General features: G+C 64.0%; 23 protein-coding genes. 12 read left to right on the top strand and 11 right to left on the bottom strand.

Annotated elements, in window-relative coordinates; genetic code table 11:
- Positions 1-9: 9 nt before the first annotated feature.
- From P3T42_RS14465 to P3T42_RS14455, 3 genes are all read right to left on the bottom strand, one after another.
- Complete coding sequence (locus tag P3T42_RS14465; RefSeq protein WP_074302305.1) at positions 10-1,008, bottom strand: LysR substrate-binding domain-containing protein; 999 nt, start codon at positions 1,006-1,008, stop codon at positions 10-12.
- A 261-nt stretch (positions 1,009-1,269) separates the two neighbouring features.
- Positions 1,270-1,911 carry a 2-hydroxychromene-2-carboxylate isomerase gene (locus P3T42_RS14460; RefSeq protein ID WP_074302304.1) on the bottom strand — a complete coding sequence of 214 codons (642 nt, stop codon included), beginning with the start codon at positions 1,909-1,911 and terminating at the stop codon, positions 1,270-1,272.
- A 156-nt stretch (positions 1,912-2,067) separates the two neighbouring features.
- A complete protein-coding gene (locus tag P3T42_RS14455; protein ID WP_074302303.1) occupies positions 2,068-3,462 on the bottom strand; it encodes a TAXI family TRAP transporter solute-binding subunit in 1,395 nt (464 codons plus the stop codon).
- A gap of 655 nt (positions 3,463-4,117) precedes the next feature.
- Here P3T42_RS14455 and P3T42_RS14450 point away from each other — a divergent pair.
- Both P3T42_RS14450 and P3T42_RS14445 read left to right on the top strand, forming a co-directional pair.
- Positions 4,118-4,474, top strand: a complete 357-nt coding sequence (locus P3T42_RS14450) for a BON domain-containing protein (protein ID WP_074302302.1) — start codon at positions 4,118-4,120, stop codon at positions 4,472-4,474.
- Between the two features lie 210 nt (positions 4,475-4,684).
- Positions 4,685-4,939 (top strand): hypothetical protein, encoded by a 255-nt coding sequence (locus P3T42_RS14445; protein WP_074302301.1) that lies wholly within the window; start codon positions 4,685-4,687, stop codon positions 4,937-4,939.
- A 43-nt stretch (positions 4,940-4,982) separates the two neighbouring features.
- Here the strand turns inward: P3T42_RS14445 and P3T42_RS14440 are convergent, their stop codons facing one another.
- The gene (locus P3T42_RS14440) at positions 4,983-5,771 is read right to left on the bottom strand and encodes a sulfite exporter TauE/SafE family protein (RefSeq protein ID WP_074302300.1); all 789 of its coding nucleotides are present in this window, start codon (positions 5,769-5,771) and stop codon (positions 4,983-4,985) included.
- A gap of 261 nt (positions 5,772-6,032) precedes the next feature.
- Between P3T42_RS14440 and P3T42_RS14435 the strand changes: the two genes are divergently transcribed.
- Entirely contained in the window at positions 6,033-7,742 is a 1,710-nt protein-coding gene (locus P3T42_RS14435) for a thiamine pyrophosphate-dependent enzyme (RefSeq protein WP_074302299.1), read from the top strand.
- A 28-nt stretch (positions 7,743-7,770) separates the two neighbouring features.
- Positions 7,771-8,232, top strand: coding sequence for a DUF3331 domain-containing protein (locus P3T42_RS14430; RefSeq protein WP_429306431.1), 462 nt, complete (start codon positions 7,771-7,773; stop codon positions 8,230-8,232).
- A gap of 117 nt (positions 8,233-8,349) precedes the next feature.
- Here P3T42_RS14430 and P3T42_RS14425 read toward each other — a convergent pair whose 3' ends face one another.
- Positions 8,350-8,490: a hypothetical protein gene (locus P3T42_RS14425; protein ID WP_171991773.1), complete on the bottom strand. Its 141-nt coding sequence runs from the start codon at positions 8,488-8,490 to the stop codon at positions 8,350-8,352.
- A gap of 405 nt (positions 8,491-8,895) precedes the next feature.
- On the opposite strand from P3T42_RS14425, the gene P3T42_RS14420 reads away from it, so the two are divergent.
- Complete coding sequence (locus P3T42_RS14420; RefSeq protein WP_429306430.1) at positions 8,896-9,972, top strand: hypothetical protein; 1,077 nt, start codon at positions 8,896-8,898, stop codon at positions 9,970-9,972.
- 103 nt (positions 9,973-10,075) lie between these two features.
- Here the strand turns inward: P3T42_RS14420 and P3T42_RS14415 are convergent, their stop codons facing one another.
- The 4 genes from P3T42_RS14415 to P3T42_RS14400 form a co-directional block, all read right to left on the bottom strand.
- On the bottom strand, positions 10,076-10,246 hold the full coding sequence (locus tag P3T42_RS14415; RefSeq protein WP_429306429.1) for a hypothetical protein: 171 nt from the start codon (positions 10,244-10,246) through the stop codon (positions 10,076-10,078).
- Between the two features lie 128 nt (positions 10,247-10,374).
- On the bottom strand, positions 10,375-10,821 hold the full coding sequence (locus P3T42_RS14410; protein WP_429306573.1) for a lytic transglycosylase domain-containing protein: 447 nt from the start codon (positions 10,819-10,821) through the stop codon (positions 10,375-10,377).
- A 205-nt stretch (positions 10,822-11,026) separates the two neighbouring features.
- Positions 11,027-11,374, bottom strand: coding sequence for a hypothetical protein (locus P3T42_RS14405; RefSeq protein ID WP_074302296.1), 348 nt, complete (start codon positions 11,372-11,374; stop codon positions 11,027-11,029).
- A gap of 13 nt (positions 11,375-11,387) precedes the next feature.
- Positions 11,388-11,702, bottom strand: coding sequence for a hypothetical protein (locus tag P3T42_RS14400; protein ID WP_074302805.1), 315 nt, complete (start codon positions 11,700-11,702; stop codon positions 11,388-11,390).
- 347 nt (positions 11,703-12,049) lie between these two features.
- On the opposite strand from P3T42_RS14400, the gene P3T42_RS14395 reads away from it, so the two are divergent.
- The 4 genes from P3T42_RS14395 to P3T42_RS14380 all read left to right on the top strand — a co-directional run bounded on the left by P3T42_RS14395 (position 12,050) and on the right by P3T42_RS14380 (position 18,148).
- Positions 12,050-12,553, top strand: coding sequence for a cupin domain-containing protein (locus P3T42_RS14395; RefSeq protein WP_074302295.1), 504 nt, complete (start codon positions 12,050-12,052; stop codon positions 12,551-12,553).
- Positions 12,554-12,686: 133 nt separating this feature from the next.
- Positions 12,687-13,157: an N-acetyltransferase family protein gene (locus P3T42_RS14390; RefSeq protein WP_429306428.1), complete on the top strand. Its 471-nt coding sequence runs from the start codon at positions 12,687-12,689 to the stop codon at positions 13,155-13,157.
- A gap of 143 nt (positions 13,158-13,300) precedes the next feature.
- The gene (locus tag P3T42_RS14385) at positions 13,301-15,364 is read left to right on the top strand and encodes a M3 family metallopeptidase (RefSeq protein ID WP_429306427.1); all 2,064 of its coding nucleotides are present in this window, start codon (positions 13,301-13,303) and stop codon (positions 15,362-15,364) included.
- 555 nt (positions 15,365-15,919) lie between these two features.
- Complete coding sequence (locus P3T42_RS14380; protein ID WP_429306426.1) at positions 15,920-18,148, top strand: NADP-dependent isocitrate dehydrogenase; 2,229 nt, start codon at positions 15,920-15,922, stop codon at positions 18,146-18,148.
- A 138-nt stretch (positions 18,149-18,286) separates the two neighbouring features.
- On the opposite strand, the gene P3T42_RS14375 is transcribed toward P3T42_RS14380, so the two are convergent.
- Positions 18,287-18,514: a hypothetical protein gene (locus P3T42_RS14375; protein WP_074302292.1), complete on the bottom strand. Its 228-nt coding sequence runs from the start codon at positions 18,512-18,514 to the stop codon at positions 18,287-18,289.
- Between the two features lie 396 nt (positions 18,515-18,910).
- Positions 18,911-20,134 (bottom strand): lanthionine synthetase C family protein, encoded by a 1,224-nt coding sequence (locus P3T42_RS14370; protein ID WP_429306425.1) that lies wholly within the window; start codon positions 20,132-20,134, stop codon positions 18,911-18,913.
- A 268-nt stretch (positions 20,135-20,402) separates the two neighbouring features.
- On the opposite strand from P3T42_RS14370, the gene P3T42_RS14365 reads away from it, so the two are divergent.
- The 3 genes from P3T42_RS14365 to P3T42_RS14355 all read left to right on the top strand — a co-directional run bounded on the left by P3T42_RS14365 (position 20,403) and on the right by P3T42_RS14355 (position 25,592).
- On the top strand, positions 20,403-21,056 hold the full coding sequence (locus P3T42_RS14365; protein ID WP_074302290.1) for a glutathione S-transferase family protein: 654 nt from the start codon (positions 20,403-20,405) through the stop codon (positions 21,054-21,056).
- Between the two features lie 27 nt (positions 21,057-21,083).
- Positions 21,084-23,282 (top strand): prolyl oligopeptidase family serine peptidase, encoded by a 2,199-nt coding sequence (locus P3T42_RS14360; protein WP_429306424.1) that lies wholly within the window; start codon positions 21,084-21,086, stop codon positions 23,280-23,282.
- A 123-nt stretch (positions 23,283-23,405) separates the two neighbouring features.
- The gene (locus P3T42_RS14355) at positions 23,406-25,592 is read left to right on the top strand and encodes a prolyl oligopeptidase family serine peptidase (protein WP_429306423.1); all 2,187 of its coding nucleotides are present in this window, start codon (positions 23,406-23,408) and stop codon (positions 25,590-25,592) included.
- The last annotated feature ends 97 nt before the right edge of the window (positions 25,593-25,689 follow it).

Below are 25,689 nucleotides of genomic sequence, written 5' to 3'. Positions count from 1 at the left end.
GGCGTGCTTTTACGCCGCTTCTGTTCCGGCCGCCTTCCCCGTGGCATTCCCCACCGCGCCCGGCTTCTTCACGCGCCGCGCCTTTTGCGCCACCAGGCGCTCCGACACCTGCGACATCAAGGTCCGCAACCAGCCGACATCGCTCGGCCGATCCGGTTGCGGATGCCATAACTGGTAGCACCGGATACGCGGAAACGGAATCGGCACATCGACCACCGCGAGCGGCAGCATGTTCGCGTAGTGCATCGCGAAGCGGCGCGTCGTCGTGAAGATCAGATCCGATTGCAGCAGCGTTTGCGGCACGAGGCCGAAGTAGGGCAGCGTCGTCACGATGCGCCGCTCGGCGCCCGCCCGTGCAAAGCCGATATCGATCGCGCCGCTGCTGGCGCCGCTGTACGGCGTCGGCGCGAGATGCGGGGCCGCCAGATAGGTCTCCCGCGTCAGCGGCGCCTGCGCGAGCGGATGGTCGGCGCGCATCAGACACACCACCGTATCCGCGAACAGGTCGCTTTTCTCGAAGCGCGTATCAGGCTTCGGCCAGTTGCCGATCACGAGGTCCAGTTCACCGGCTTCGAGCGCGGCGGCGTGGTCGAGCGTGGGGTTCAGCGAATCGATTTCCAGACGCGCGTGCGGCGCCGCTTCGCGGAACTGCGCGATCACGGTGGGCATGAAGAAATCGTTCAGATAGTCGGGCGCGGCGATCCGGAAGGTGCGGCGCGAGCGGCCCGCGTCGAAGTCGCCATGGGGTGTCGCGACAAAATCCACCTCGCGCAGCACGCATTGCGCCGACGGCAGCAGCGATGCGCCGTATTCCGTGGGCACCATGCCGGACTTGCCGCGCACGAGGATCGGGTCGTTCAGCGTCTCGCGCAGCTTGCGCAGCGCGGTGCTGATGGCGGGCTGGGTCTGGTTCAGGCGCTGCGCCGTCTGCGTGACGCTGCGCTCGACGAGCAGCGTGCGCAGCACGCGCACGAGCCAGATATCGAGGGAGGCGGCAGTGTCGTCCATGGATCAGGTGCGCGGATCAGACTCGGGAGAGGCGTCGTTCGGAGCCCCCACCCAGGCGGCTCGCGGAGCGGGGCGCGAAGTGCATAACCTTAGGCCTGTTTGCCGTGCGGCCGCCATAGCGGACGCGGTATGGCCGGGATCACAGGGCGGCCAGGGCATGGGTGGCGTGCATGGTGGCGCCATGCCGCTTCGATGCGCGGCGAAGGCGCTGACATCGGGCTTTCAGCTCGACTCGCCTTGGCCTCCTGGCTATTCCGTTCTTCAACCCTTCAGCCCGGACGGCAGCGAACTGATCCGCTTCACTTCCTTCGACTCGAGCCAGTTCGGCGTGCGCGCGCAGTACAGCACCATCGGCAGCGCGTCTTCGCCCCAGAACAGCTGATCGTTGAGCCAGAAGGTCGGCACGCCGAACACACCCAGCGCGATCGCATCGGCGGTGTTGCGGCGCAATTGTGCCTTGACCTCTTCTTGCTGGATCAGCTCGGGACCGTCCGGCAAGCCGACCCGTTCGCACAGTTCGGCGAACGCTTCGTCGCTCGACGGATCGCGTCCCTCGCGCCAGATGAAGCGGAAAATCTCCCGCACGCAGTTGATGTCCGCCTTGGCCGCGACGGCGAGCAGCAGCGGCCTCGTCGAATCGAACGGATGGGCCGGCGGCATCTTGAACGGGATGCCGAGCTGATCCGCGCGAAACAGCGCGTGACGGTACATGAACACGCGCTTGGCGGCCACGCCGTAGGCGGGGCGCTGGCCCCAGTGCTGATAGAGATCGTTCAATACAACCGGTGTGACGACGAACGGAAAGCCCGGCCATTTATCGTGTTGCTCGAGCAACAGGTACGTGAACGGCGAGACGAAGTCGTAAAACCACAACGGTTGCGTGGCGTCGATGCCATCGGTCATAAATGTCTCCCGGATTGCTCGGATCTGGACGGAGCGATTGCGCACGCGCGTCTGTTACACGCGTCTGCTAAACCATCCAGATTGTCGTGATCTTACGCGGAGGCGGGGTCCCGTGCAGTCCGCATTATCTTCAGTGCTTGCTGAAGTGCTGGGCGCTCAGGCCGTTTCCGAGCTTTCGTTGGGCACGGATGGCCGGGCCGCGTCCAATGGCGGCTCACCGCCGTGCGTGAGCCGATCGCGCACGAAGCCGATATGCTCGCGCAGCACATAGAACTGGTCGGCGTAGGCGAGCGGCATTTTCAGTCCGTTAACCGACTCCTCGATCGCATCGAGCCGCTCGATCAGCGTCACGCGCTCCTCGGCCGAGGTCTCGCTGAGCGCGCTGCGCTCGATGGCGATCAGCGCGCCGTACCAGCGGTAGATGCGCGACTTTACGCGCCACGCATACAGCGACGGCACCAGCCGCAGCGCCGGCACCAGCACCACGATCAGCGGCACCACGACCACCAGCAGACGGTCGGCGAGACTTGCGATCCAGAACGGCAGGATCCGGTACAGAAAGCTCTTGCCCGACTTGTAGTAGCGCGCGGCGTCGTCGCTGATCGGGAAATCGTGTGCGAGCGGCGCCGGGAACTCGCCGGCATGCTGCATCACGTTGGCCTTGCCGTGTACTTCGCGGGCCGCGTCGATCAGCAGATCGGAGAGCGCCGGATGCAGCGAGTCGCGCGCCACCAGTTCTTCGGTCGGCGCGACCATCTGGATCGGCGCCGACGGCAGGTTCTTGCCGAGATCGAAGGCGCCCATCGGCAGATGGATCTGCGTCAGGTAGGGGAAGCGCCGGGCATAGGCTTCGGCCTGGGTGAAATTGTAGAACTGCACGTTGGGCGTGCGGTACAGCTTGCCCATCACCGGCGGCTGGGCGGAATCGCCGGTCAGGAAGGCCGCGTCGACCTGGCCCGACACCAGCGCCTCAGCCGCATCGTCGCCGGACAGCGGCAGCAGTTTGGTGGCGCCGCCCGGCTCGATGCCGTTGGCCTTCAGCAGCGCCAGCGCCAGCTGGCGCGTGCCGCTGCCCTCTGCGCCGATCGCGAGGCGCTGACCCTTGAACTCCGACAGCCGGGTCACGGTGGCGCCGTGGTAGAAGATCGCGAGCGGCACATAAGCCACGCTGCCGAGCGATATCAGGCCGTCCGGCACCGGGCCGGCCGCCACGCCGTCCTGCACGAAGCCGACGTCGACCTTGCTATGCGGATCGGCCAGGCGCTGCAGGTTCTCGGCGGAGCCCTCGGAGGGCAGCACGTTGAGCGTGATGCGGTTGCGCGCAAGAATGGCCTTGTACTTTTGCGCGGCATTCCAGAACGAACTGCCTTGAGGACCGGTGGTGATCGTCAGGGTGTCGGGCGGCGCGGGCTGGATCAGGCGCACGGCGACCCAGATGGCGGCGGCGGCGATCAACAGGATCGGACCGAACGACACCGCCAGATCGCGCCAGGAGATCGCCACAAAACGGGCGACGAGGCGGGCAGGTTTGCGGCCGGTGGAAGACTTCATGGGATGACGTGACGGCGACGATGGTTCGGTGAATGGAGCGGCTTCAGGCCGGCGGCGAGCCGCGTCGTGGTGCGCGGGGGCCGCCCGTCCGGCTCGACGAAACCTCTGCCGGCCTCTCTCCGGAGGCCGGGCGGCCGCGCCAGGCGGCTTACTCGCGCCGATGGTACATGAGATTGACGCGGTGGCGGCAGGCGCGGTGCGGGTGCGGTTCCATAAACCCGTAACAAATCGTGAACCGCGCGTGAACCGCGCGCGGAACCCCACGCGAACCGCGCAGGAACCCTGCTTGAAACCCCGCGCCAACCCCGCAGGAACCCGGCGGGGACCCAACATGAAGGCCGGCGTCCTGCGCTAAACCCTTTGCGCTTCTGGCGCGCGTAGATTAAATTGTGCATCGCTGCTGCGATTCAACGTTTGCGCAGCGCGACCCGGCACGACAAAGTAGAACCGGGCGCGTTGGCGGACTTCGCGGCTCGTCGGCTGGGCGTCGCAATGCGATGGCTCGGGCCGGCCTCTCTCGCCTCTCGCACACCGTGTCGAAGCCTCAAATCGGCCGTGGCCCAGCCGCGCGTATGCGTGCGCCGCAACGGCCGCCCGAAGTCGTAACGAAGCCGCTTGTTAGATGCGGTCATAACCGAAGTAAACAGGAGAAATCATGAAATCGGTCGATTTTCTGAAGGCGCTGGGTGGTGTGGTGGCGGTGGTTGTCGCGTGCAACACGTACGCGCAGTCAAGCGATGCAACGGGCACGACGGGCGCCGCACCGGCCGCTCCGAGCGCCAAGACGGTCAAGAAAGCGGACCGTACACTGGGTCGCAAAGTGCGCAGCGCGCTGGCCAAGGCTCAGGGTATCGACGTGTCGAGCATCGCTGTGCGCTCGCGTGGCGGCGCAGTGACGCTGACGGGCTCGGTGCCTGACCAGGGTCAGGTCGACAAGGCCGGCGAAGTCGCCAAGGGTGTCGACGGCGTGACGTCGGTGTCGAACAAGCTGACGGTGGTTCTGCCGAACTGATCGGCCGCGGCGCGTGCGCCGCAGTGTCTGGAACGGGCTCCGGCGTTTCGCCGGGGCCCGTTCTGCTTTGGGGACCGGGGCGACGCAGTAGAGGACGCCGCGAAGCTGGCCGATGCGAGCGATATGCGCGGTGCGCTATGACACACAAATTTCGCGGGTTGAGGCGTACTGTAAGGGCTTGGAACCGGAGTGAACCCGGAGTGAACCGAAATGGACACCACGCAACAGCGCTATACGGACCTGCCGATCGGCGATCGGGCAGCCTTCGAACTGGTGTGCGCGCGGCACGGCTTCGCGCCGGCGCACTTTGAGATCACCGGGTCGGCGGATCCGGACGATATCGACCATCACCGCCGGCTCGTGACCGTGCGGCGCGGCGGCTGGGCCCAGTCGTATCGTGCCGACGAGGCCGGCTACTGGGTGCGGCAGTTCGAAACCGACCTGACCTGCCGGTTTTTCAAGTAGCGGGCGGGCGCAGGTCGGGCCGCAAGGCGCGGCGGCCCGCGCCTCAGGACATCACCAGTTTCACGCCGACCAGCGTCAGCGTGGCGGCGAGGATGTTGCGCAGCAGCGCATCCGGCGCCCGCGCAGATAGGTAACTGCCGATCGCAATGCCCGGCAGCGAGCCCACCAGCAGGGACAGCAGCATCGACCAGTCGATCGAGCCGAGCAGCCAGTGGCCGGCGCCGGCGAGTAGCGTCAGCGGCACGGCATGGGCGATGTCCGAGCCGACGATCCGCGTCGTGGGCAGCCGCGGGTACAGCAGCAACAGCACCGTCACGCCGATCGCCCCCGCGCCCACCGAAGTCAGCGATACCAACACCCCCAGCACCGCCCCCGTCAGTACGGTCAAGCCGAGCGTGCGGCCCTGGGTGAGCGAGCTCTCGCGGCCCGCGCCGAGTTTGGCGAGTTGCGGCCGGAACACCAGCGCCACCGACGTGATCAGCAAGGCCGCGCCCAGCACGATCTGGATCAGCCGGCTCGCGCCCGGCGTATCCATGCCATAGCGGTGCAGCAGGATCAGCGTGACGGTGGCCGCGGGGACGCTGCCGGCGGCAAGCCGCGTGGTCACCTGCCAGTCCACCGATCCCTTCAGGCCGTGCACCAGCGTGCCGGTCGCCTTGGTAGCGGCGGCGTACAGCAGGTCGGTGCCGACCGCGGTGGCGGGGTGGATCTTGAACAGCAGAACCAGGATCGGCGTCATCAGCGAGCCGCCGCCGACGCCCGTCAGTCCGACGAGGAAGCCGACGAACAGGCCGGAGAACGAATACAGGAGTTCGATATGGGGGAGTGCCATGGGGCGGACCGCTACCGGTCGTATGGGGTTGCGAACCGCATCCTCGAGCCTGGCGCGTCCCACGGCAGAGGTGGGATTCGCGGCGCGAACCGGTGCGGCAAAGGCGCTATTGTCGCAAAACTGGCGGGTCAGCGTGTCCGCTGCTTTCACGGAGCCATCGGCATGGCACCGATCCCCCATCGGGGTGATATCTGCTGATAAGGGGTCCATGCAAAATCAATCTTCGCACATGGTGCATGGATCCCTTTCAGGAGAGTGGAGATGAGCAAGAAAGTTGCCGAGATCATTGTGGAGACCCTCGCTGCAGCCGGCGTCAAACATTGCTACGGAATCGTGGGCGACACGCTGAATCTCATCGCCCACCACATCAACGAGAGCGAGATCGAGTGGGTCCATGTGCGTCACGAGGAGGCAGGCGCGTTCGCCGCCGAAGGCGAAGCCATGTTGACCGGCAACCTGACGGCCGTCGCCGGAAGCTGCGGCCCCGGCAGTCTTCACTTCATTAACGGCCTGGTGGACGCCAACCGCAATCGGGCGCCGGTTATCCTCATCGCCACCCAGGTGGCGAGCGAGGAACTCGGCTTCAACTTTCCGCAAGAGGTCGACTTCAAGGCGATCTACGGCTCGTGCAGCGTGTTCTGCGACATGATCATTACGCCGGAGCAGGCGCGCCGCAAGACGGTGATCGCCTGTCAGACCGCCATTGCGAAGGGTGGGGTGGCCGTGCTGATCGTGCCGGTCGACATTGCCCACGCCAGTGCGAACGACAACGTCCCGTATTCCGTGCACACGAACGTGCCGATGGTCCGGCCGAGCGACGCCGACCTCGACCGCGTTGCCGAGATCCTCAATTCGGGCGACAAGATTGCGATCTATGGCGGTTCGGGATGCCGCGGCGCCCACGCTGAAATTCTCGCGGTCGCCGAGCGGCTCAAGGCGCCGATTGCGCACACGTCCCGCGCCAAGGACGTGCTCGAGCACGACAACCCGTACAACGTCGGCATGACCGGGATTATCGGCGGCGAAGCGGGCTATCTGGCGGTCTCCGAATGCGAGACCTTGCTACTGCTCGGCGCCGACTTCGCGTGGCGGCAGTTCTATCCGGAGAAGGCCAAAATCGTCCAGATCGATCTTGCGCCCGATCATCTCGGCCGCCGCCATCCGGTCACGCTCGGGCTGGTGGGCGATATCAAGTCCACCATGGAGGCATTGCTGCCACGCCTCAAGCCGCGCACGTCGACCGAGTTCCGCGACAAGCTCGTCGCACGGCATGCTCAGGCGCTCGAAACCCACCGCTCCAAGGCTGTGGCCTCGGACCGCGGGACGATTCCACCCATCTATCTGACCGAGCTGATCAACCGCCACGCAACGGACGATGCGATCTTCTGCGCCGACGACGGCACGCCCACGGTGTGGCTCTATCGGCACATCGAGACGAATGGAAAACGCCGGGTGTTTTCGAGTCTGCTGCACGGCACGATGGCGGCGGCCATGCCGATGGCATTGGGCCTGCAAAAGTGCCAACCGGGCCGCCAGGTGATTGCAATGTCCGGCGACGGCGGTATCGCCATGCTGTTCGGCGAGCTAATGACGATCGTGCAGGAGAAGCTGCCCATCAAGGTGGTGGTGTTCGATAACGGCAAGCTGGGATTTATCGACATCGAGCAGAAGTCCGAAGGCATGCTGCCGCTCTATACGGGCCTGCAAAACCCCGACTTCGGCAAGGTCGCGGAAGTGATCGGACTGTGGGGGCGCACGGTGACGAAATCCGACGAGCTCGAAGACGCTGTCGTCGCCTGGCTGAACGAGCCCGGTCCCGCGCTGCTCAACGTCAAGGTGGATACGATGACGCTCGTGATGCCGCCGAAGATCGAGTGGGGCGCGGCGTACGGGATGGTCCTGTATTCGGCGAAAGCCCTGCTGCAGGGGCAGTCCGCCGACGTGTTCGCGATGATCCGCGAAAACTTATAGGACTGGCCCGCATTGAGGCGTCGCGACCATGGACATGGGACTCATCAACGGCAGTGCCGACGATCAGCGGTGGTTGCACATGCTGGCCTTGCTTGCCCCGGTGTCGTCGCCCTGGGCCGAGCGGGATGCCGAAGCTCGCCTGGCTTCGACGGCACGGCATGGCAAAGGTCGGGACTCCAGACGAAACGCTGCCTGCGTAGAGATACTGGAGCGTCTTTCACCCACTTCGATCGTGATTTCCTGGGCCGACGCGACGTCAGGCCGGTATGGCGAGCAGACCTGGAATTTGCGTACGGCTCGTCGTAAGGGCGTGTGTTCGGTGAGTGGCGAACCCATTTTGCCGGGGGCCCCGGTCTATCGCCCGAACGTGCGGCAAAGCAGTGCGAGCAACACCCATCAGTCGATTTCGGCGGCGGCGATTGCACGGCTGGAAAGAGGAGAACCCGCTCGCCTGACGGCGGGGGTGTTGACTGCTGCACAGCGCGGTTGAGCGTGACTAATTCAATGAACTCGCGTGTGGCGTTCATGTGCGCTGCTCGCCACACGCGTTGCCGAATCGAACTGCGATTCGGCTGGGTCCTTAGCCTGAGTCCTTATCGATCTTGGCTTAATGCTTCTTGGTTGTGGACGACGAAGCCGGCGTCACCCGAATGGGTGGCGCGCCCGAAGGCAACGTGGCCGGCGCGGACTTTTTGTCCTGCTTCGGTTTCTTGACTTCGCGATTGCTGCGCATTTGACCTTTTGCCATGACAAGACTCCCGTTTGCATGTGTGCCCGGCGAAATGTCCGAGCCTCCACTCAGTGTGCGCTGAATTGTCTGCGCTGTCGCGCAACATTTGCGCCAGCAAGCCGGACGTTGTCCCGCACCGCTTGCCTCGCTTCAACATCGAGTCTTGAGGATGGGGTTCATCCCACCTTATTGCGCGGTATTGAGTCGCTAACGCGCGCGAATATCCTTCATCCGCCAATTGGCCGAAATCGCCGATTGATCTTTGTGCGCAAGCCAGTCATATTTTGCGCGTGCCGCGCTCAACAGGCGGACATGTCTGTTCTCGCAACGTGAGTGGCGGTTCGGCCAATGCTTAGTGATATCACTTCCGATCAGCCCGATTTCACACAGTGCCGGCACTGTGGTGCGACCTTAGCCACCCGTTTGCTGTCCTGTCCTTCTTGTGGCGCCAACCAGGCCGACTCGCTCGACCCGCTCGGCTGGTTGCCACCGAAGTCCTCGTCGGCGACAGCCCGCCTGCCAGCCCCTGCTGCCTCCATCAAACCGCAACTCGCCGCGCCCGCTGCGTGGAACACGCCCGCAGGCGCTGAGGACGACCGCTTTTACGCCAGGCACGATCCGTGGGGCGGGCCGGGGCGAGTTCGCCGGCTGCCGGGTGTGGTGTTGGTCTTGCTGTCGGGGTTGGCGTTGCTGGTTGTAGCTGGGGTGGCGTACTTTGGATTGCGGTCGGGTCGCGAGGTGGGCAATGTGGCGCCGAAAGCCGTGTTCGGCTCGGTCACGACTAGTCAGAGCGCGGCCGTGCAAGCCTCAGGCGTGCGCAGTCCTGGCGTGCAGAGTTCGGCGGTACAAACCTCAACCGCGCAGACTTCGACCCAACAAACCGCTACTACCCAAGCCTCGACTACCCAAGCCGCTCAGGTCACAAACCCTGCTGCCACTAAGCCATCCACGGCTCCCAAGCCAGCCGCCGCGCCCAAGCCAACCACCGCTCCCAAGCCTGCCGAAGCGCTCGCGGCGACGCCTCATCACGCAACGCCTCCCGCACCTCCAACAGCTCCAACGCCTGCAACGAAGCGCGACATCGCAGGCAACCAGAACCCGACGCGCCCCGATGTACAGGCGGATGTCACGAGGAATCTGCAAATCGCCCGCGCGATGCTGCAGCGGGACAACCTGTCCGCTGCTGACTCACGGCTCGCGGCGGTCCTCAACGTCCAGCCGAAGAACCGCGATGCACTCGGCATGCGCGCCGACCTGAGCGCGCGCGAACAGCAACGCGACGCCGCGCTCGATGTCGCGCGCGGTTGCGAATACATGAGCCGCTGGACCTGTGCCTGGCACAATGCCGGCAGCGCGCTGGTGATCGACTCGGGCAGCGCGGACGCGAAGCGTATCGTCGCCGAGGCGATGCATGAGGCCCAGACGGAGCGCAGACCGGCGACGGCGCCCAGCGCCGAGGCGCCACACGAGCCGGCGTCGCCGCCTGCTCCGCATCATTGAATGCGTGTTCTTGGGAAATGGGAAAGGTTGGACCGTTGCTAACGAAGCAGATCGGCCCTCAAGACCGCGTGTCGTCTCCGGAAGTCGGCGGGGGGCTCAAGCTTCAAGGCTTCCTTTCCGCCGGCTCATCCGCCGGCTTCTCCGGCAGCGGCTGATCGAGGCCCGGTTCGACGGGCGTGGGAATAGCGTCGCCAATCGGTTTGGAGACCGGAGTCGCAGGTTCGTCAGCGGGTTGCTCGGGGTCCTTCTCTGCATCGCGGGGCGCGCTCGTCACGTTGATCTCCCTGGCAGGAGTGGAGGTATGGAACGAGCAGCAATCCCTGTTCCACCGTCCCCAACTACGTGGCGGACCCGGCCCGAGCCGCCCACTCAGACCCGCCCGGACAACGGATCGACCCCAACCTAATCCGACTTCTGCGCGACCTGCAACTCACCCCATGTCACCAGGATCTTCTGAATGCTCCGCGCATACGCGTCGCGCAGCTTCGGCGACTCCGAGTGATACGCACCGATCGCGCGCCAGGTGTTGCCGTACTTCACCATCTTTTGCTTGAGCAGCCAGGCCGCCACATACACGTTCACGCACGGATCGGTGAGGGCGCGATGGGGGACGCCCTCGCGGGCGAGATCGCCGAAATGGATGGAGTTGATCTGCAACTGGCCGACGTCGATCGAGCCGTTCGCGTTGCGATTGATCGCGCTCGCGTCGCCCTTCGATTCGAACCATGCCACGGCGCGCAGCACCGAAGGGTTGACCCCCTGGTAGGCGGCGGCCTGGTTAAAGCAATCCTCCGCGTGCGCGGCGCCGCACAACAGCGACAGGACGAGGGCTGCGTAGGCATGCCGCACGGCATGGCCCGCATGGGTGGCCCGGCGGCGTGCAGCCGCCGGAGCGATGGGTTGTTCGTTCGACACGGCTGAAGCCTCCGCGTGCTGGCGATGGGTGATGGAGCCCGGTGTGGCGTGGGCGCTTTGCGGTTACTCGGGAATGACGGGTGATGCGGGTAATGCAGGTCAATGCGAGTTGATGCGGGTTGAAGCCGGCGTGCCGGCGCTACTTGGCAAGCGCGAGATCGAGCTGCTTTTCGATGCCGCCGAGGTACGCATGCGAGGCATCCGAGACCACAAGGTGCGCAGTCGGCGGCACCCATTTCCGGTCCTGGGTGCGGACCTTCTTTTTCTTGCTCGACGGTTTGACGGGCGGCTCGTCGTCGTCATCGGTGGCGGGCGGCAGCATGGCGAGGGTCGGCAGCGGCGGATACACCTTGTCCGCCGCAGCCGCCGCGGGCGGTATGGACGCCACGGTCACGGCTGCCCCGGGCTGCACGTCGCTGCCCGGCTGGCCCGCAAACGCGGACGTCGCCAGCAGCAGGCTGGTTGTCAGTAAGGTCAGGCGATACATAAACTCGGCTTCCTTATTGCGTGGGCTTGATCGATACGCTGTACGGCTGATTCGCACCGGCCGTCAGGTTATCGAGGCTCAGCCGGACGGCATGTTGGGCCGGCACGCCTCGCCAGATGGCCTGGTTGAGGTACGGCAGGTCCTGCCCCAGCGCCGTCACGAGAATAGTGGTCGGCTGTTTTTGCGCTGCAGCAAGCGCGCCCGCTTTGGCGAGCACGGCGGTCAGTTGCGGATCGCGTGCGCCGAGTGCATCCGGCGGAATCGTGAAGCTCATGATCTCGTTGCTGACCGGCGGCTTCGGCGCTTGCGTGGCGGTCACCGGAGGCATTTGCGCGCATCCGGCCAATGCGAGAAGGGCCACGAAAAACCATAGCTGCTTCACAAGAGGCTCCCTTAAGTGTCGTCGACGCTATGAACGCGTTTTCGGCAGGCTTAGGCGGGAACTTGATATGCAGAACGCAAACGTTTGGCAAAAAAGAAAACGTATCTCAAGATTGGCCGTGAGGCGTGAGTCAACGGCTTGCCGGCCCGCGTCAGGAAGTAAAGTTGCCCTGCACGGTCGTGCGGGTCAGCGGGCGCTTTTACCTGGTGGGCGGTGCCGAAAGATCAGACAATAACGGCGTAGCCATTGCGTGCGCACACACCGTTTTTAATGCAACGTCCACCGGAGGAAACGTGAACGACACCGCCAGGGAGCTTGCGGCCAAGCTCATCAGAAACTTCAACGAGGTCGAATTGAATGCCGAAGTCCGGGCGCCGCTTTACGAAACGCTGTGCACCCGGCTGGCGTCGGGGACGGCGGCACAGAAACTCGGTGCTTCGATCGATATCGTCGCGCCGGGCAAGTGCTCATGTCCCTATCACTTTCATTATGCGCAGGAGGAGATGTTCGTGATCCTCGATGGCGAAGGCACGTTGAGAGTGGCGGGCGAGTTGCTGCCGATCCGTGGTGGCGACGTCATTTTCATTCCGCCTGGTCCGCAATATCCGCATCAGATCGTCAACTCATCCGAGGCGCCGTTGAAGTATCTGTCCATCAGCACGCGCGACGATCCGGAGGTGGTTGAGTATCCCGATTCCGGCAAGTACCAGGCTATCGTGCGCGGCGCACGCGGTGGGCTGTTCACCGCGATTCAGCGCAAGGAAAATTCGCTCGATTACTGGGACGCCGAGCCGTGAGCGCCGAGGTTGGTTGAGCGCGCAACCATTGCGCGCGAATATTGATCACGCCAACACGATACGGGGATCGCCTATAGAATGCGCCGTCCGCGCAACCTTGGCGGGAATGATCTTCCGCCAAAAGGAGTGCGGCTTGAATCTGAAACAAACAGTTAGAAAAGCGCGGCCAACCGATCTGCCGATGGTCTACAAGGGCGAGCTCCATTACATCCAGACCATCGAACCCGAGCACGAGCAGCGCTGGAAGGATGCCATGCATTCCCACTTGCGACAGTGGACCTCCGCACTCGAGCGCATGTTCGTCGTCGAGCAGGACGGTGTGCCGGTGGGATATTGCTTCTGGGAAGCGATCGACGGCGCAGCCTGTCTCGCCTCGATCTATGTAGTGAACGAGTGTCGTCAACGCGGTCTCGGCCGTCTGCTGCTCGATCAGTATATTGACGATGCGCGTGCGCGCGGTTTTGCGAAACTGACCTTGAGCGTGTTCCTCGGCAACCCGGCGCGCTTCCTCTACGAGTCCGCGGGTTTTCAATGCGTGAGGACCGGTGCGGAATACCTCGACTACGAATATCCGCATGTCGTGCCGACGAACGCAGCACCTTAACGCGCGCTTACAGAAGATGTGTTCTGCATAACGCAGCGCGCCTTGCCGGACGGCAGGGCGCGCTGAGCCTCGCCTCTATGAGATTTATGCAAACGCCTATTGGCGAGGAATAGAATGGTGGCCCCGCGTTAAGGAAACCATCCATGTCCCTCTCGCAAGAAGCCAATCCTCTACTCGAAGAATGGCAAACACCTTACGGTTTACCGCCGTTCGATCGCATTCTCCCCGAGCATTTCTCACCCGCCTTCGATGCCGCGATGCTGCAGCATAAGCGCGAGATCGAAGCCGTTGCCACACTCGCTGACGCACCCACTTTCAATAATTGCGTAGCCGCGTTCGATGCGTGCGGCGAATGGCTGAACCGCATCGAAATGGTGTTCTACAACCTCGCGTCAAGCGAGACTTCGCCCGCGTTGCAGGCGATCGAGCGCGAGTTGTCGCCGCGTCTGGCGGCGCATTCGAGCGCGGTCTACCAGAACGAAGCGTTGTTCGCGCGACTCCATGCGCTCTATGAAAAGCGCAACAGTCTCGGCTTGACGACCGAGCAACTGCGTTTGCTCGAACGTTTTCATCTGGACTTCGAGCTCGCCGGCGCCACGCTCGCCGAGCAGGACAAAGCGCGTTTCGCGGCGATCGTCGAGGAACTGGCTGCGCTGTCCACGCAGTTCTCGCAGAACGTGCTTGCCGACGAGTCGTCTTTCGCCTTGACGCTCGCCACGCCCGACGAGCGTGCCGGCCTGCCGCCGTTCGTTCTGGACGCGGCCTTGCAGGCGGCGAGCGAACGCGGTCTGCCGGAAGGCACGCATGTGATTACGCTGTCGCCGTCGCTCGCGGAGCCGTTTCTGACGTTCTCCGAGCGGCGCGATCTGCGCGAGCAGGTCTGGCGCGCGCGCGGCGCACGTGGTGCCCAGGCCGGCGAGCACGACAACCGCCCGCTGGCGGCGCGGATCGTGGCGCTGCGCCAGGAGCAAGCGGCATTGCTGGGCTATGCGACCTATGCCGAGTACAAGCTGGCCGATCGCATGGCGCCTTCCGTGGCGGCTGTGGACGAACTGCTGCAGCGTGCCTGGAAGCCTGCCATCAGCAAGGCGAAGCACGACCGCGAGCGCCTGAATGCGCTAGCGGTGGAGCTCGGCCAGCCGACGCCGATTGCCGCATGGGACTGGCGCTATCTGTCGGAGAAGGTGCGGCAGAAAAACTTTGCCATCGACGATGCGCAGGTCAAGCCGTACTTCTCGCTCGACGCGATGTTGACCGCGATGTTCGATTGCGCCTCGCGGCTCTTCGGCGTGCGTTTCAAGGAACGTCACGGCATTCCGCTCTATCACCCGGACGCGCGTCTATGGGAAGTGATGGACTCCGAAGGAAAAATGATCGGCGTGTTCATCGGCGACAACTTCGCGCGGCAGACCAAGCGCAGCGGTGCGTGGATGAGCCTCTTGCGCTCGCAGTCGGGCCGCAACGGCGGCACGTTGCCGATCGTGCTGAACAACAACAACTTCGCCAAGGGTTCGCCGGCGCTGTTGAGCTTCGACGATATCCGCACGCTGTTTCACGAGTTCGGTCATGGGCTGCACGGCCTGATGTCGAACGTGCAGTATGAGCGCCTGGCGGGTACCAACGTGCTCAGGGACTTCGTGGAACTGCCGTCGCAATTGTTCGAGAACTGGGCGCGGGAGCGTGAAGTGCTGTTGCGTCATGCGCGTCACGTCGAAACCGGCGAGCCGATTCCGGCGGAACTGCTCGAACGTTTGCAGGCGGCGAGCCGCTTCAATCAGGCCTTCACCACCGTGCAGTATGTCGGCCCGGCGCTGCTCGATATGGCCTTGCACGCGCGCACCGACAACACGCCCGTGGATATCGCGCAGTTCCAGGCCGAGCAGGCTGCGCGGCTTGGTGTGCCTGAGGATATCGGCATGCGTCACTACCTGCCGCATTTCCAGCACCTGTTCTCGGGCGACAGCTACGCGGCGGGTTACTACGTCTACATGTGGGCCGAGGTGCTGGAGGCGGATGGCTACGCCGCCTTCGAGGAGGCCGGCGATCCGTTCGACCGCGCCACCGCCGAGCGTCTGCTGAAGTGGATCTACAGCGTGGGCAACTCGATCGATCCGGCGACGGCCTTTAGAAGCTTCCGCGGGCGCGATCCGTCGGTCGAGCCGATGCTGGAAAAACGCGGCTTGCTGGAAACCTCCGCGCTGGGCTGACGCAGCGCGTAGTGTCATGTTGGAACGGTCGGGCGCATCTACCGGGTGCGCCCGACCGTTGACCGTATACCCGCACCTGCCGGTCGTCCCCCTCGCACGACGAAATTTGTCGTGTTCAAATCACTACCCTTCCGTTTCTTACAATACCGCCCGGGCCCGATTGCCCGCGTGGCGCGCAAGGCACTGTTTCGGCGCTTGACGAAACGCGGGCGAGTCCCGCCGGACGTCGAATCGTCGGGCCGGCCCGCGCGTCCAGGATGGCTCAACATCGCCGAAAGCCGCGCCGCACGGCGCTTTCACTGGCTCGGCGAGGTGCATGCGGGAGGCCGGAAAGGTGCCGGATCGGCATGGTCGACCTCACCCGAATCCCGGCCGTTATGTCAAGGTCCGGAAGCGTATTCTGGTAAACACGCCTATACTCACGGGCGCGCCTTAAAAGTAGTCCGTGGGCCGCGCCGGTCCGGTGCGCATGGGTCTGCCGTTCCGACCGTGCCGCCTTGCCAGCCCAGCGCGACCAACGCTCTGTCTATCACTTCATCAAGCAACGCATCAGCTATGTCTACAACGCCGAAGATCATCTACACCCTCACCGACGAAGCGCCGGCTCTGGCGACTTACTCGCTGCTCCCGATTGTGAAGGCTTTCACGCGCTCATCGGACGTCGCCGTCGAAACGCGCGACATCTCGCTGGCCGGCCGGATCATCGCCGCGTTCCCGGATTATCTGACGGCGGAACAAAAGGGGGCCGACGATCTCGCCGAACTGGGCGCGCTGACTACCCGTCCGGAAGCGAACATCGTCAAGCTGCCGAACATCAGCGCGTCGGTGCCGCAATTGAAGGCTGCGATCGCCGAGCTGCGCGATCAGGGCTACAAGCTGCCGTCCTATCCGGACGTCGCCACGACGGACGAAGAGAAGGACGTCAAGGCGCGCTACGACAAGATCAAGGGCAGCGCCGTGAACCCGGTGCTGCGCGAAGGCAATTCGGATCGCCGCGCGCCGCTGTCGGTCAAGAACTACGCGCGCAAGCATCCGCACAAAATGGGTGCATGGAGCGCGGCTTCGAAGTCGCACGTCGCACATATGAATAGCGGCGATTTCTACGGCAGCGAAAAATCGGCGCTGATCGGCGCAGCCGGCAGCGTGAAGATCGAACTGACGGCCGCTGACGGCAGCAAGACGGTCCTGAAGGAAAAGACGGCGGTGAAGGCCGGCGAGATTATCGACGCGTCGGTGCTGAGCAAGAAGGCGCTGAGCAGCTTCATCGAAGCGCAGATCGCCGATGCGAAGGCTAACAACGTGCTGTTCTCGGTGCACCTGAAGGCCACCATGATGAAGGTCTCGGACCCGATCATCTTCGGTATCGTGGTCTCGGTGTTCTATAAGGACGTGCTGGCGAAGCACGCGGATGCGCTGGCGAAGGTCGGCTTCAATCCGAACAACGGTATCGGCGACCTGTATGCGCGCCTGAAGGATCTGCCCGAGCAAACGCGCGAAGCGATCGAAGCGGATATCAAGGCCCAATACGAACAACGCCCGCATCTGGCGATGGTCAACTCGGACAAGGGCATCACGAGCCTGCACGTGCCGAGCGACGTGATCGTCGACGCATCGATGCCCGCCATGATTCGCGAGTCCGGCAAGATGTGGGGCGCCGACGGCGCGCTGCACGACGCCAAGGCCGTGATTCCGGACCGTTGCTATGCCGACGTGTATCAGGCTGTGATCGAAGACTGCAAGAAGCACGGCGCATTCGATCCGGTGACGATGGGCAGCGTGCCGAACGTCGGCCTGATGGCGCAAGCCGCGGAAGAATACGGTTCACACGACAAGACGTTCCAGATCAAGACGAACGGCGTGGTCCGCGTGACGGACGAAGCCGGCACGGTGCTGCTCGAGCAGGCCGTTGAGGAAGGCGACATCTGGCGCATGTGCCAGACCAAGGATGCGCCGGTGCAGGACTGGGTCAAGCTGGCCGTGAACCGCGCCCGCGCGACCGGCACGCCGGCGGTGTTCTGGCTGGACGCGGCGCGTGCGCACGACGCCCAGATCATCAAGAAGGTTGAGCAATACCTGAAGGACCATGACACGAACGGTCTGGATCTGCGCATCCTGACGCCGGTCGAAGCCACGAAGTTCTCGATCGAACGCATTCGTGCGGGCAAGGACACGATCTCGGTCACCGGCAACGTGCTGCGCGACTACCTGACCGACCTGTTCCCGATCATGGAACTGGGCACCAGCGCGAAGATGCTGTCGATCGTCCCGTTGATGGCCGGCGGCGGCATGTTCGAAACCGGCGCGGGCGGTTCGGCGCCGAAGCACGTGCAGCAGCTCGTCGAAGAAGGCTTCCTGCGTTGGGACTCGCTGGGTGAATTCCTCGCGCTCGCCGCTTCGCTCGAACACCTGAGCAACGCGTACCACAACCCGAAGGCACAGGTTCTGGCCAAGACGCTGGATCAGGCAACGGGCAAGTTCCTCGACAACGACAAGTCGCCGGCACGCAAGGTGGGCGGTATCGACAACCGCGGCAGCCACTTCTACCTGGCGACGTATTGGGCCGAGGCGCTGGCCGCGCAAAACGACGACGCTGAATTGAAGGCACAGTTCGCCGGTGTGGCGAAGGCGCTGGCCGAGAACGAAGCGAAGATTGTCGAAGAGCTGGCGGCTGCGCAAGGCAAGCCGGTGGACATCGGCGGTTACTACCGCCCGAACGTCGAGCTGACGAGCCAGGCCATGCGTCCGAGCGCTACGCTCAACAAGATCGTGGATGCGGTTGCGTAAGGAAGCTGACGTCAATGAACTGACGTCAACGAGCTTGCGTCAATAAGCTTCGGTTAAAACGCCGCGGGCGGGTTGCAAGGTGGGGTCGTTAAGCCCTGCCTTGCAACCCGCCCGCGGCGCATTTGCGCGTGGATTCACTCAGACGTGCACGATTTCCCAGTCGGCGATCTTCTCCGGTATTTCAAGCGTCGAAGTATCGGATTCGGACAGATGCGGACAGCACACGCCGCGTGCGAGGTCGTCGGCGGCCTGCTGGGGGCTGTCAAACGCCCCAAGCGTTTCGTTGCCGAACGATGCTTCCCAGCCGTCCTTGCCGGGCAAAATGTAGAACGATCCTTCCGTCGAGCCAAAGCGAAAGCCTTTCATTTTTTCTCTCCCGATCATCATAAAAAATGCGATTCCGTGGCTGACCTGCGTGCGGGACGCGGGCCGGTTCAAAAGCAGGCTTTGCGGATCGGTTGCGGTAGGCCGCTCGATCCAGCCGCTCAGAACGCCAGCTCATGTAAAAGAGTCTACGTCAGCGAGCCGCCGGGAAAGCGTTGGTGGTGTGATCGTTCAGATAAAAAATAATGTTATAAAACAGTAACTTATTGAGTTTGTTCCGGATGGTGGAATGTGGGACGGCATTGCGAAACGGGTGCTTTGTGCCATGCACCACGATTTTTTGTAGTGCAGCGACTCATGCCACATCGTGAAATTTCCCGATATTTGGCCGTTTGGTGCGGCGTGGCGCCGGCGGTAGCGCCACGCCACGCAAACCGATCACCCCGCCGCGCCGTAGAACACATCCAAAGTCGGGAAGGCCGCTGCGCCGCGCAGACAGTCCCACAGATAGATCGCGAAGCCGAGGTCGCCCGTCCACAGCGAGTAGCGCAATTGCCCGTGCGTTGCTTCATCGGCCTCGGTCTGTGCGATGCCGTGCATCGCGAAGGCCTGGGCTCGCTCAAGCCACTTGATGTCTCCCGTGCGCTGGTAAAGGCAGAGAAACGCATAGCCATTGCCGCCCGTGCCGTGACACAGGTTGGATCCTTTGGTGAGCGGTCCCGCTGCCCAGACTGCCTCGCCTGCCGCGAGCAGCAGCGGGTCCAGCTCGCGGCTCGGCAAATGCGCCACGCAAACGATGAACCCCGGCGCACCGTGACACAACTGCATGAGCATGGTCGGCTTGCGGCCTTCGGGCGGCGTTAGGAATGCCGGCCAGTTGGCCGCGCCGCCTTCAAGCGTCGCGGTCCGTTGCAGTGTGTTGACGATACGGCTTTCCCATTCGCTCCAACTGGCGGCGTCGAGCAGATGCCGGCCGCGTATCAGCGGCAGTGCGGTGCCGACGAAACCGTGGACGCCGTCGAGGAAGGTCCACTCCTTCTCATACAGATCCTGGGTCCAGTAATGACAGCCGCGCTCTTCCGACCACTTCAGTTCGGCCGCGAGTTGGCCGGCGGTCCGGCGAAACAGTTCGGCCCAGCGTTCGTCGTGGGTGCGCTCATGGAGCAACGACGCGGCCAGCAGCGTGCCGGGCGAGCCCCACATGAGTTCGCGGGTGGGGTTGTCGATATTGCCGGCGATCAGTCCGGCGAGCTGGTCGGCAAGCGCTTCGCTGGGCGCGCGTCCGTACGCGAGCATCAGCCAGGGCGTTTCGCCCATCATCCACGCGCCGAAGGAGGTGTTGTGATCCGCTTCGAGCCACGCGCGATTCAACGCTTGCAATGACGCGGCATGCGCCAGCGGATCGCGTTCGAGTTCGACTGCGCCGACGGCTGCGAGGTAATCGAGTGCCCAGACCACGCCGCATGCGCCGTGATAGAGCGGCGTGAGCGGCTCGCGCGGATTGTCTTCGCCGTCGCCGTCGTTGGGATGCGTGGGCCACAGTCCATCCACGTTCATGTGCGCCTCGGTCTGCCTGACGATCCGCGTGATGAACTGGCGCACCCGGGTCTCATCCCATGCGGTCGTTTGCAGCGGTTCGTGACGGGCCGGATTGAAAAGCATGCATACCTCGCGTTGGAATGGGAGAGTGTGGCCGCCGTGTGAGGGCGTTGTCGTTCGGCTCTATGCACGGCGAATCGGATGTTGCATTGCACGCTCGATAAGCGCGCAAATCAGCTTGCGCAAGGCGTCATGCTGTCCGATCATCTAGCCCTTGCGCCCTTGGCCGATCCCGATGATGCCTCAGGACGCAAGCGTTGTCGAAAGGCACGATAGACAAATATTCCGGGTATGGCGACGTTGTCGCAAGACACAGAAACGGAGTCGAGACATGAGCTATGTGTTGTATTACTCGCCAGGTGCGGCCAGCATGGCCGTGCACTGGATGCTGATCGAAGCGGGCATTCCGTTCGAGGCACGCCTCATCGACATCGACACCGGCGCCCAGCACGACCCCGAGTATCGGCGGCTGAATCCGGCGGGGCGCGTGCCGACGCTGATCGTCGACGGCGTGCCGCGTCACGAGTCCGCCGCCTTGCTGATGCTGCTGGCCGAGCGCCATCCCACGGCCGGTCTTGCACCCGCACCGGGTTCGCCCGATCGCGCCGAGTGGTTCGAGTGGATGGTCTTCTTTGCCAACACACTGCTGCCCGCGATGCGCGACTGGTTTTACGCCGATAGCGACGGCGACCCGGCCGGCGCACAAGCGGTCCGTGCACTTGCGGAGCGTCGCATCGAAGAAGCGTGGGAGCGCCTCGGCGCAACGCTTGCCGACGGCCGTGCCTTCCTCGTAGGCGGCCGGCTCAGCACCGCGGACTTCCTCGCCCTGATGCTGATGCGCTGGACCCGCAACATGCCGCGCAAGGCCACAAGCCGGGAGAACCTCATGCCCTACATCATCCGCGTGCGCGCCTTGCCGTCGTTCATCGAACTCAATGCAAGAGAAGGCCTGAGCGACTGGAGCAATCCGGTGGGCCAGGCTTAGCAGCATCTCGTACTTCTGGAAGCGCGAATGACACCAACAAAGACTTTCCTGGCCATCTCTCTCGCAGTTGCAGTACTCGCCTCATCCACGGCCGCGCAAGCGGTTGAGGGTCCACCCGTTGCAGCGGTGCGGCCCGTGACAAATACCTACTTCGGTACGGCCGTTGTCGACAACTACCGCTACATGGAGAATCTGAAGGACCCCGAAGTCCAGCGCTGGATGAAAGCGCAAGCGCGCTACACGCGCAAGGTGCTCGATGCGATTCCCGGCCGCGCTGCCCTCGCGCAACGCATCCTCGCGCTGGGCGGCAAGGACCTGCACCGCGATCAGTTCACGCGCCGCGGCCAGCGCCTCTTTTACGAAGTGATGGAGCCGGGCGCCAATCTGCCCAGGCTCGCGTATCGCGACGGCATCGATGGCGCGGAACATATTCTGGTGGACCCGGCGAAGCTCGCCAAAGACAGCGCGCATCATGTCTCGCTCGACTGGTTTTCGCCCTCCTGGGATGGCCGCTATGTGGCCTATGGGGTCTCGGAAGGCGGCTCGGAAGAAAGCGTGCTGCATGTCGTCGATCTGAGCACCGGCAAGACGCTCGCGGAGCGCATCGATCGCACAAGCGGCTGCGTCGTCTCCTGGCGCAACGATAACCGCTCGTTCTTCTACCTGCGCTATCCGAAGGCCGGCCCCGACACGCCGCCGTCGCAAACCGAGTACAACGCGGTGACGTTCGTCCACGTGCTCGGCGAGCATCCCGACGGCAATGCGGACCAGGCGGTGTTCGGCAAAGGCGTATCGGCGAGCCTCGACGTGCCGGAAGGACAGGGTACTTACGTGCTGCTCGCGCCGGATTCGCCGTATGCGGTAGCCGTCGCGAACCGCAACATGGACAACGCACCCAATACGTTTTACGTGGTGCCGCTCGCGCAGATCGACGGTGCTCAGACACCGTGGCAAAAAATCGCCGCGCCCGAAGACGGCGTGATCGATGTGCGCCTGCGCGGCGACCGGTTGTACTTCATGTCGCAGAAGGGCGCGTCGCGTTTTCAGATCCTCTCGATGCCGCTCGATCGTCCGGATCTCGCGCATGCCGAGGTGGTGGTGCCGGAAGGCGCCAACGTGATCGACTCGTTCGATCTCGCCGGCGACGCCATCTATCTCGCCGAGCGTGCGGGCGCGAGTTTCCAGCTCCAGCGCGTATCGCTAGACGGTAAGGATAGCCAGGCAATCGGTTTGCCGTTTGCGGGCAGCGTCGCCAGTTTGACGGTCGACCCGCGTGAGCCCGGCGTCATGTTCAATCTGCAGGGCTGGGTCAAGGCACCGCGCGAACTCGCCTACGACCCGCAGACCCACGCTGCGATCGACACCGGACTGATCCCGCCGGCGAAGACCGAGTCGGACGAGATCGAGGCGCACGATGAATTCGCCACCAGCTACGACGGCACGCGCATTCCGGTGTCGATCATCGCGCGCAAGGACGTGACGCGCGACGGCTCGCATCCTGCCCTGGTGATCGGCTACGGCAGCTATGGCGATTCCATGGACCCGTACTACGACGCAACATGGCAGGCGTGGCTCGCGCACGGCGGCATCGTCGCGGTGACGCATATACGCGGCGGCGGCGAATATGGCGAGGCGTGGCATCGGGCCGGTCAGAAGCTCACCAAGATCAACACGCTGCTCGACTTCAACGCGAGCGCGCAATACCTGATCGATCAGCACTACACACAGTCGAAGTACCTGGTGGCGAACGCCGCCAGCGCGGGCGGCATCGTGATGGGCGGCGCGCTGGAGATCGATCCGGGACTGTTCCATGTGATCCTCGACGACGTCGGCGATTCCGATACCCTGCGCGGCGAGACCGAGCCTAACGGACCGCCGAACGTGCCCGAGTTTGGTTCGACCTCGACGGAAAGCGGCTTTCACGGTCTGTACTCGACGAGCGCCTATGCGCACGTGCAGGACGGCACGCCCTATCCGGCGGTGATGTTTACCACCGGCGCCAACGATCCGCGCGTGGCGTCGTGGCACATGCTGAAGATGGCGGCGCGCGTGCAGGCGGCGACCAGCAGCGGACGCCCGGTGCTGTTGCGGGTCGACTACGACGCGGGTCATGGGATCGGCTCCAGTCTCTCGCAAGCGGCCGACCAGCTCGCCGACGAGTGGTCGTTCGCGCTGTGGCAGATGGGCGAGCCGGGTTTTCAGCCGGAGCCGAAACCGAAACCGTAGCCGTAGCCGTAGCACACACGTCGAGCGGGCGTGGCGGGGTTCACGTCCGCGATTTTTGACTCTCTAGCCGGGCTGCCGCAAGTCGCGTTAATCTTGCGGCGCCTCGTATCTTTGGAAGCTCGAATGAAACCAACCCAGTCTTTCACGGCCGTCACGCTTGCTGCTGTCCTGCTCGCCGCCTCCGCTGCGGCGCATGCCGCCGACGCTCCGCCGGTGGCGCCTGTGCGTCCGGTGACGGATACCTACTTCGGTACGCCGGTCGTCGACAATTACCGCTACATGGAGAACCTGAAGGACCCCGAAGTGCAGAGCTGGATGAAAGCGCAGGCGGATTACACACGCAAGGTGCTCGATGCGATTCCCGGCCGCGCCGCGCTTGCGCAACGCATCGATGCGCTGACGGGTAACGACCTGCATCGCGGCGACTTCAGGCGGCGCGGCGAGCGCATCTTCTACCAGGTGCGGGAGCCGGGCGCCAATCTGCCCAAGCTCGCTTACCGCGACGGCGTCAACGGCGAGGAACACATTCTGGTGGACCCGGCCAAGCTGGCGAAAGACAGCGCCCACCACTCCGCGCTGGACTGGTATTCGCCTTCATGGGATGGCCGTTACGTGGCGTATGGCATCTCCGAAGGCGGCTCGGAAAACAGCGTGCTGCATGTGATCGACACGCAGTCGGGCAGCGATACCGCCGAAGTCATCGACCGTGCCGGCGACGACGTCGTCTCATGGCGCAACGACAACCGCTCGTTCTTCTATCTGCGCTATCCGAAGCCGGGGCCGGACACGCCGCTGGCGAAGAGCAAGTACAACGCCGTGACCTATCTCCACGTGCTCGGCCAGAATCCCAACGGCGAGGGCGACGAGGCCGTGTTTGGCCGCGGCGTGTCGGCGAAGCTCGAGGTGGCGGAAGGTCAGGCGACCTATGTGTTGCTGTCGCCGGATTCGCCCTATGCGGTTGCGGTGGTGAATCACAACATGGATGACAACCCCAACATCTTCTATGTGGCGAGACTCGATCAGATACATGGTGCGGACACGCCCTGGCAAAAATTTGCGGAAACCGCAGACGGCGTGACGGACGTGCATCTGCACGGCGACCGCCTGTATCTGCTGTCGGAGAAGGGTGCTTCGCGCTTCCAGATTCTTTCGCTGCCGGCCGCGCATCCGGATCTCGCGCATGCGGACGTCGTCGTGCCGGAGGGCCCGAACGTGATCGACGCTTTCGTGCTGGCTAACGATGCGATGTATGTCGGCGAACGTGCGGGTGCGAGCTTCCAGCTAAAGCGGGTGTCCTTCGACGGCAAGGAGAGCCAGGACATCGCGTTGCCCTTCGGCGGCACGGTGGCGAGCTTGACGACGGATCCGCGCGAGCCGGGCGTCATGTTCAACCTGCAGGGCTGGGTGAAGGCGCCGCGTGAGTTCGCCTACGATCCGAAGAGCAACGCCGCGACCGATACGGGGCTGATTCCGCCGGCGAAGTCCGAGTCGGCCGATGTCGAAGCGCACGACGAGTTTGCTATCAGCTATGACGGCACGCGCATTCCGGTGTCGATCATCGCGCAGAAGGGCGTGAAACGCGACGGCTCGCATCCGACGGTTGTGTTCGGCTACGGCAGCTACGGGGTGTCGATCGATCCGGCGTATCGTCCCGCGTGGCAAGCGTGGCTCGCGCAGGGCGGCATCATCGCGGTGTCGCATATGCGCGGCGGCGGCGAATATGGCGATGCCTGGCACCGTGCCGGCCAGAAGCTCTGGAAGATCAACACCTTGCTCGATTTCAACGCGAGCGCGCAGTACATGATCGATCAGCACTACACGCAGTCGAAGTATCTGGCGGCGAACAGCGCCAGCGCGGGTGGCTTCGTGATGGGCGGCGCGATGGAGATCAACCCGGGCCTGTTCCGCGTCGTGATGGACGACGTGGGCCTGTCCGATGCGCTGCGCTTCGAGACGGAACCCAATGGACCGCCGAACGTGCCGGAGATGGGCTCGTCATCGGATGAGGCGGGCTTTCATGCGCTCTACGGCATGAGCGCCTACACGCACATTCATGACGGCACGCCGTATCCTGCGATCATCTTCACGACCGGCGCCAACGATCCGCGCGTCTCGTCGTGGCACATGCTGAAGATGGCGGCGCGGATGCAGGCGGCGACGAGCAGCGGGCGGCCGGTGCTGTTGCGCATCGACTACGACGCGGGTCACGGCTTCGGTTCGAGCGTGTCGCAGTACGCCAACCTGCTCGCCGACGAGTGGGCATTCGCGCTGTGGCAGATGGGCGAGCCGGGTTTTCAGCCGAAGCGTTAATTAAGGCGGTGCGCGACTGGGTGTTGCGGGGTGGATGCCCGGTCGCGGGACAGCAGCGTTTGACGTTTGCGTCGAGCGCGTGCCCTCAAGGTGCGAG

The sequence above is a fragment of the Paraburkholderia sp. GAS38 genome, assembly GCF_050434965.1.
Lineage (GTDB): Bacteria > Pseudomonadota > Gammaproteobacteria > Burkholderiales > Burkholderiaceae > Paraburkholderia > Paraburkholderia phenazinium_A.
The sequence above is the reverse complement of the archived record's forward strand: the minus strand, read 5'-3'. Positions and strand labels throughout refer to the sequence as shown.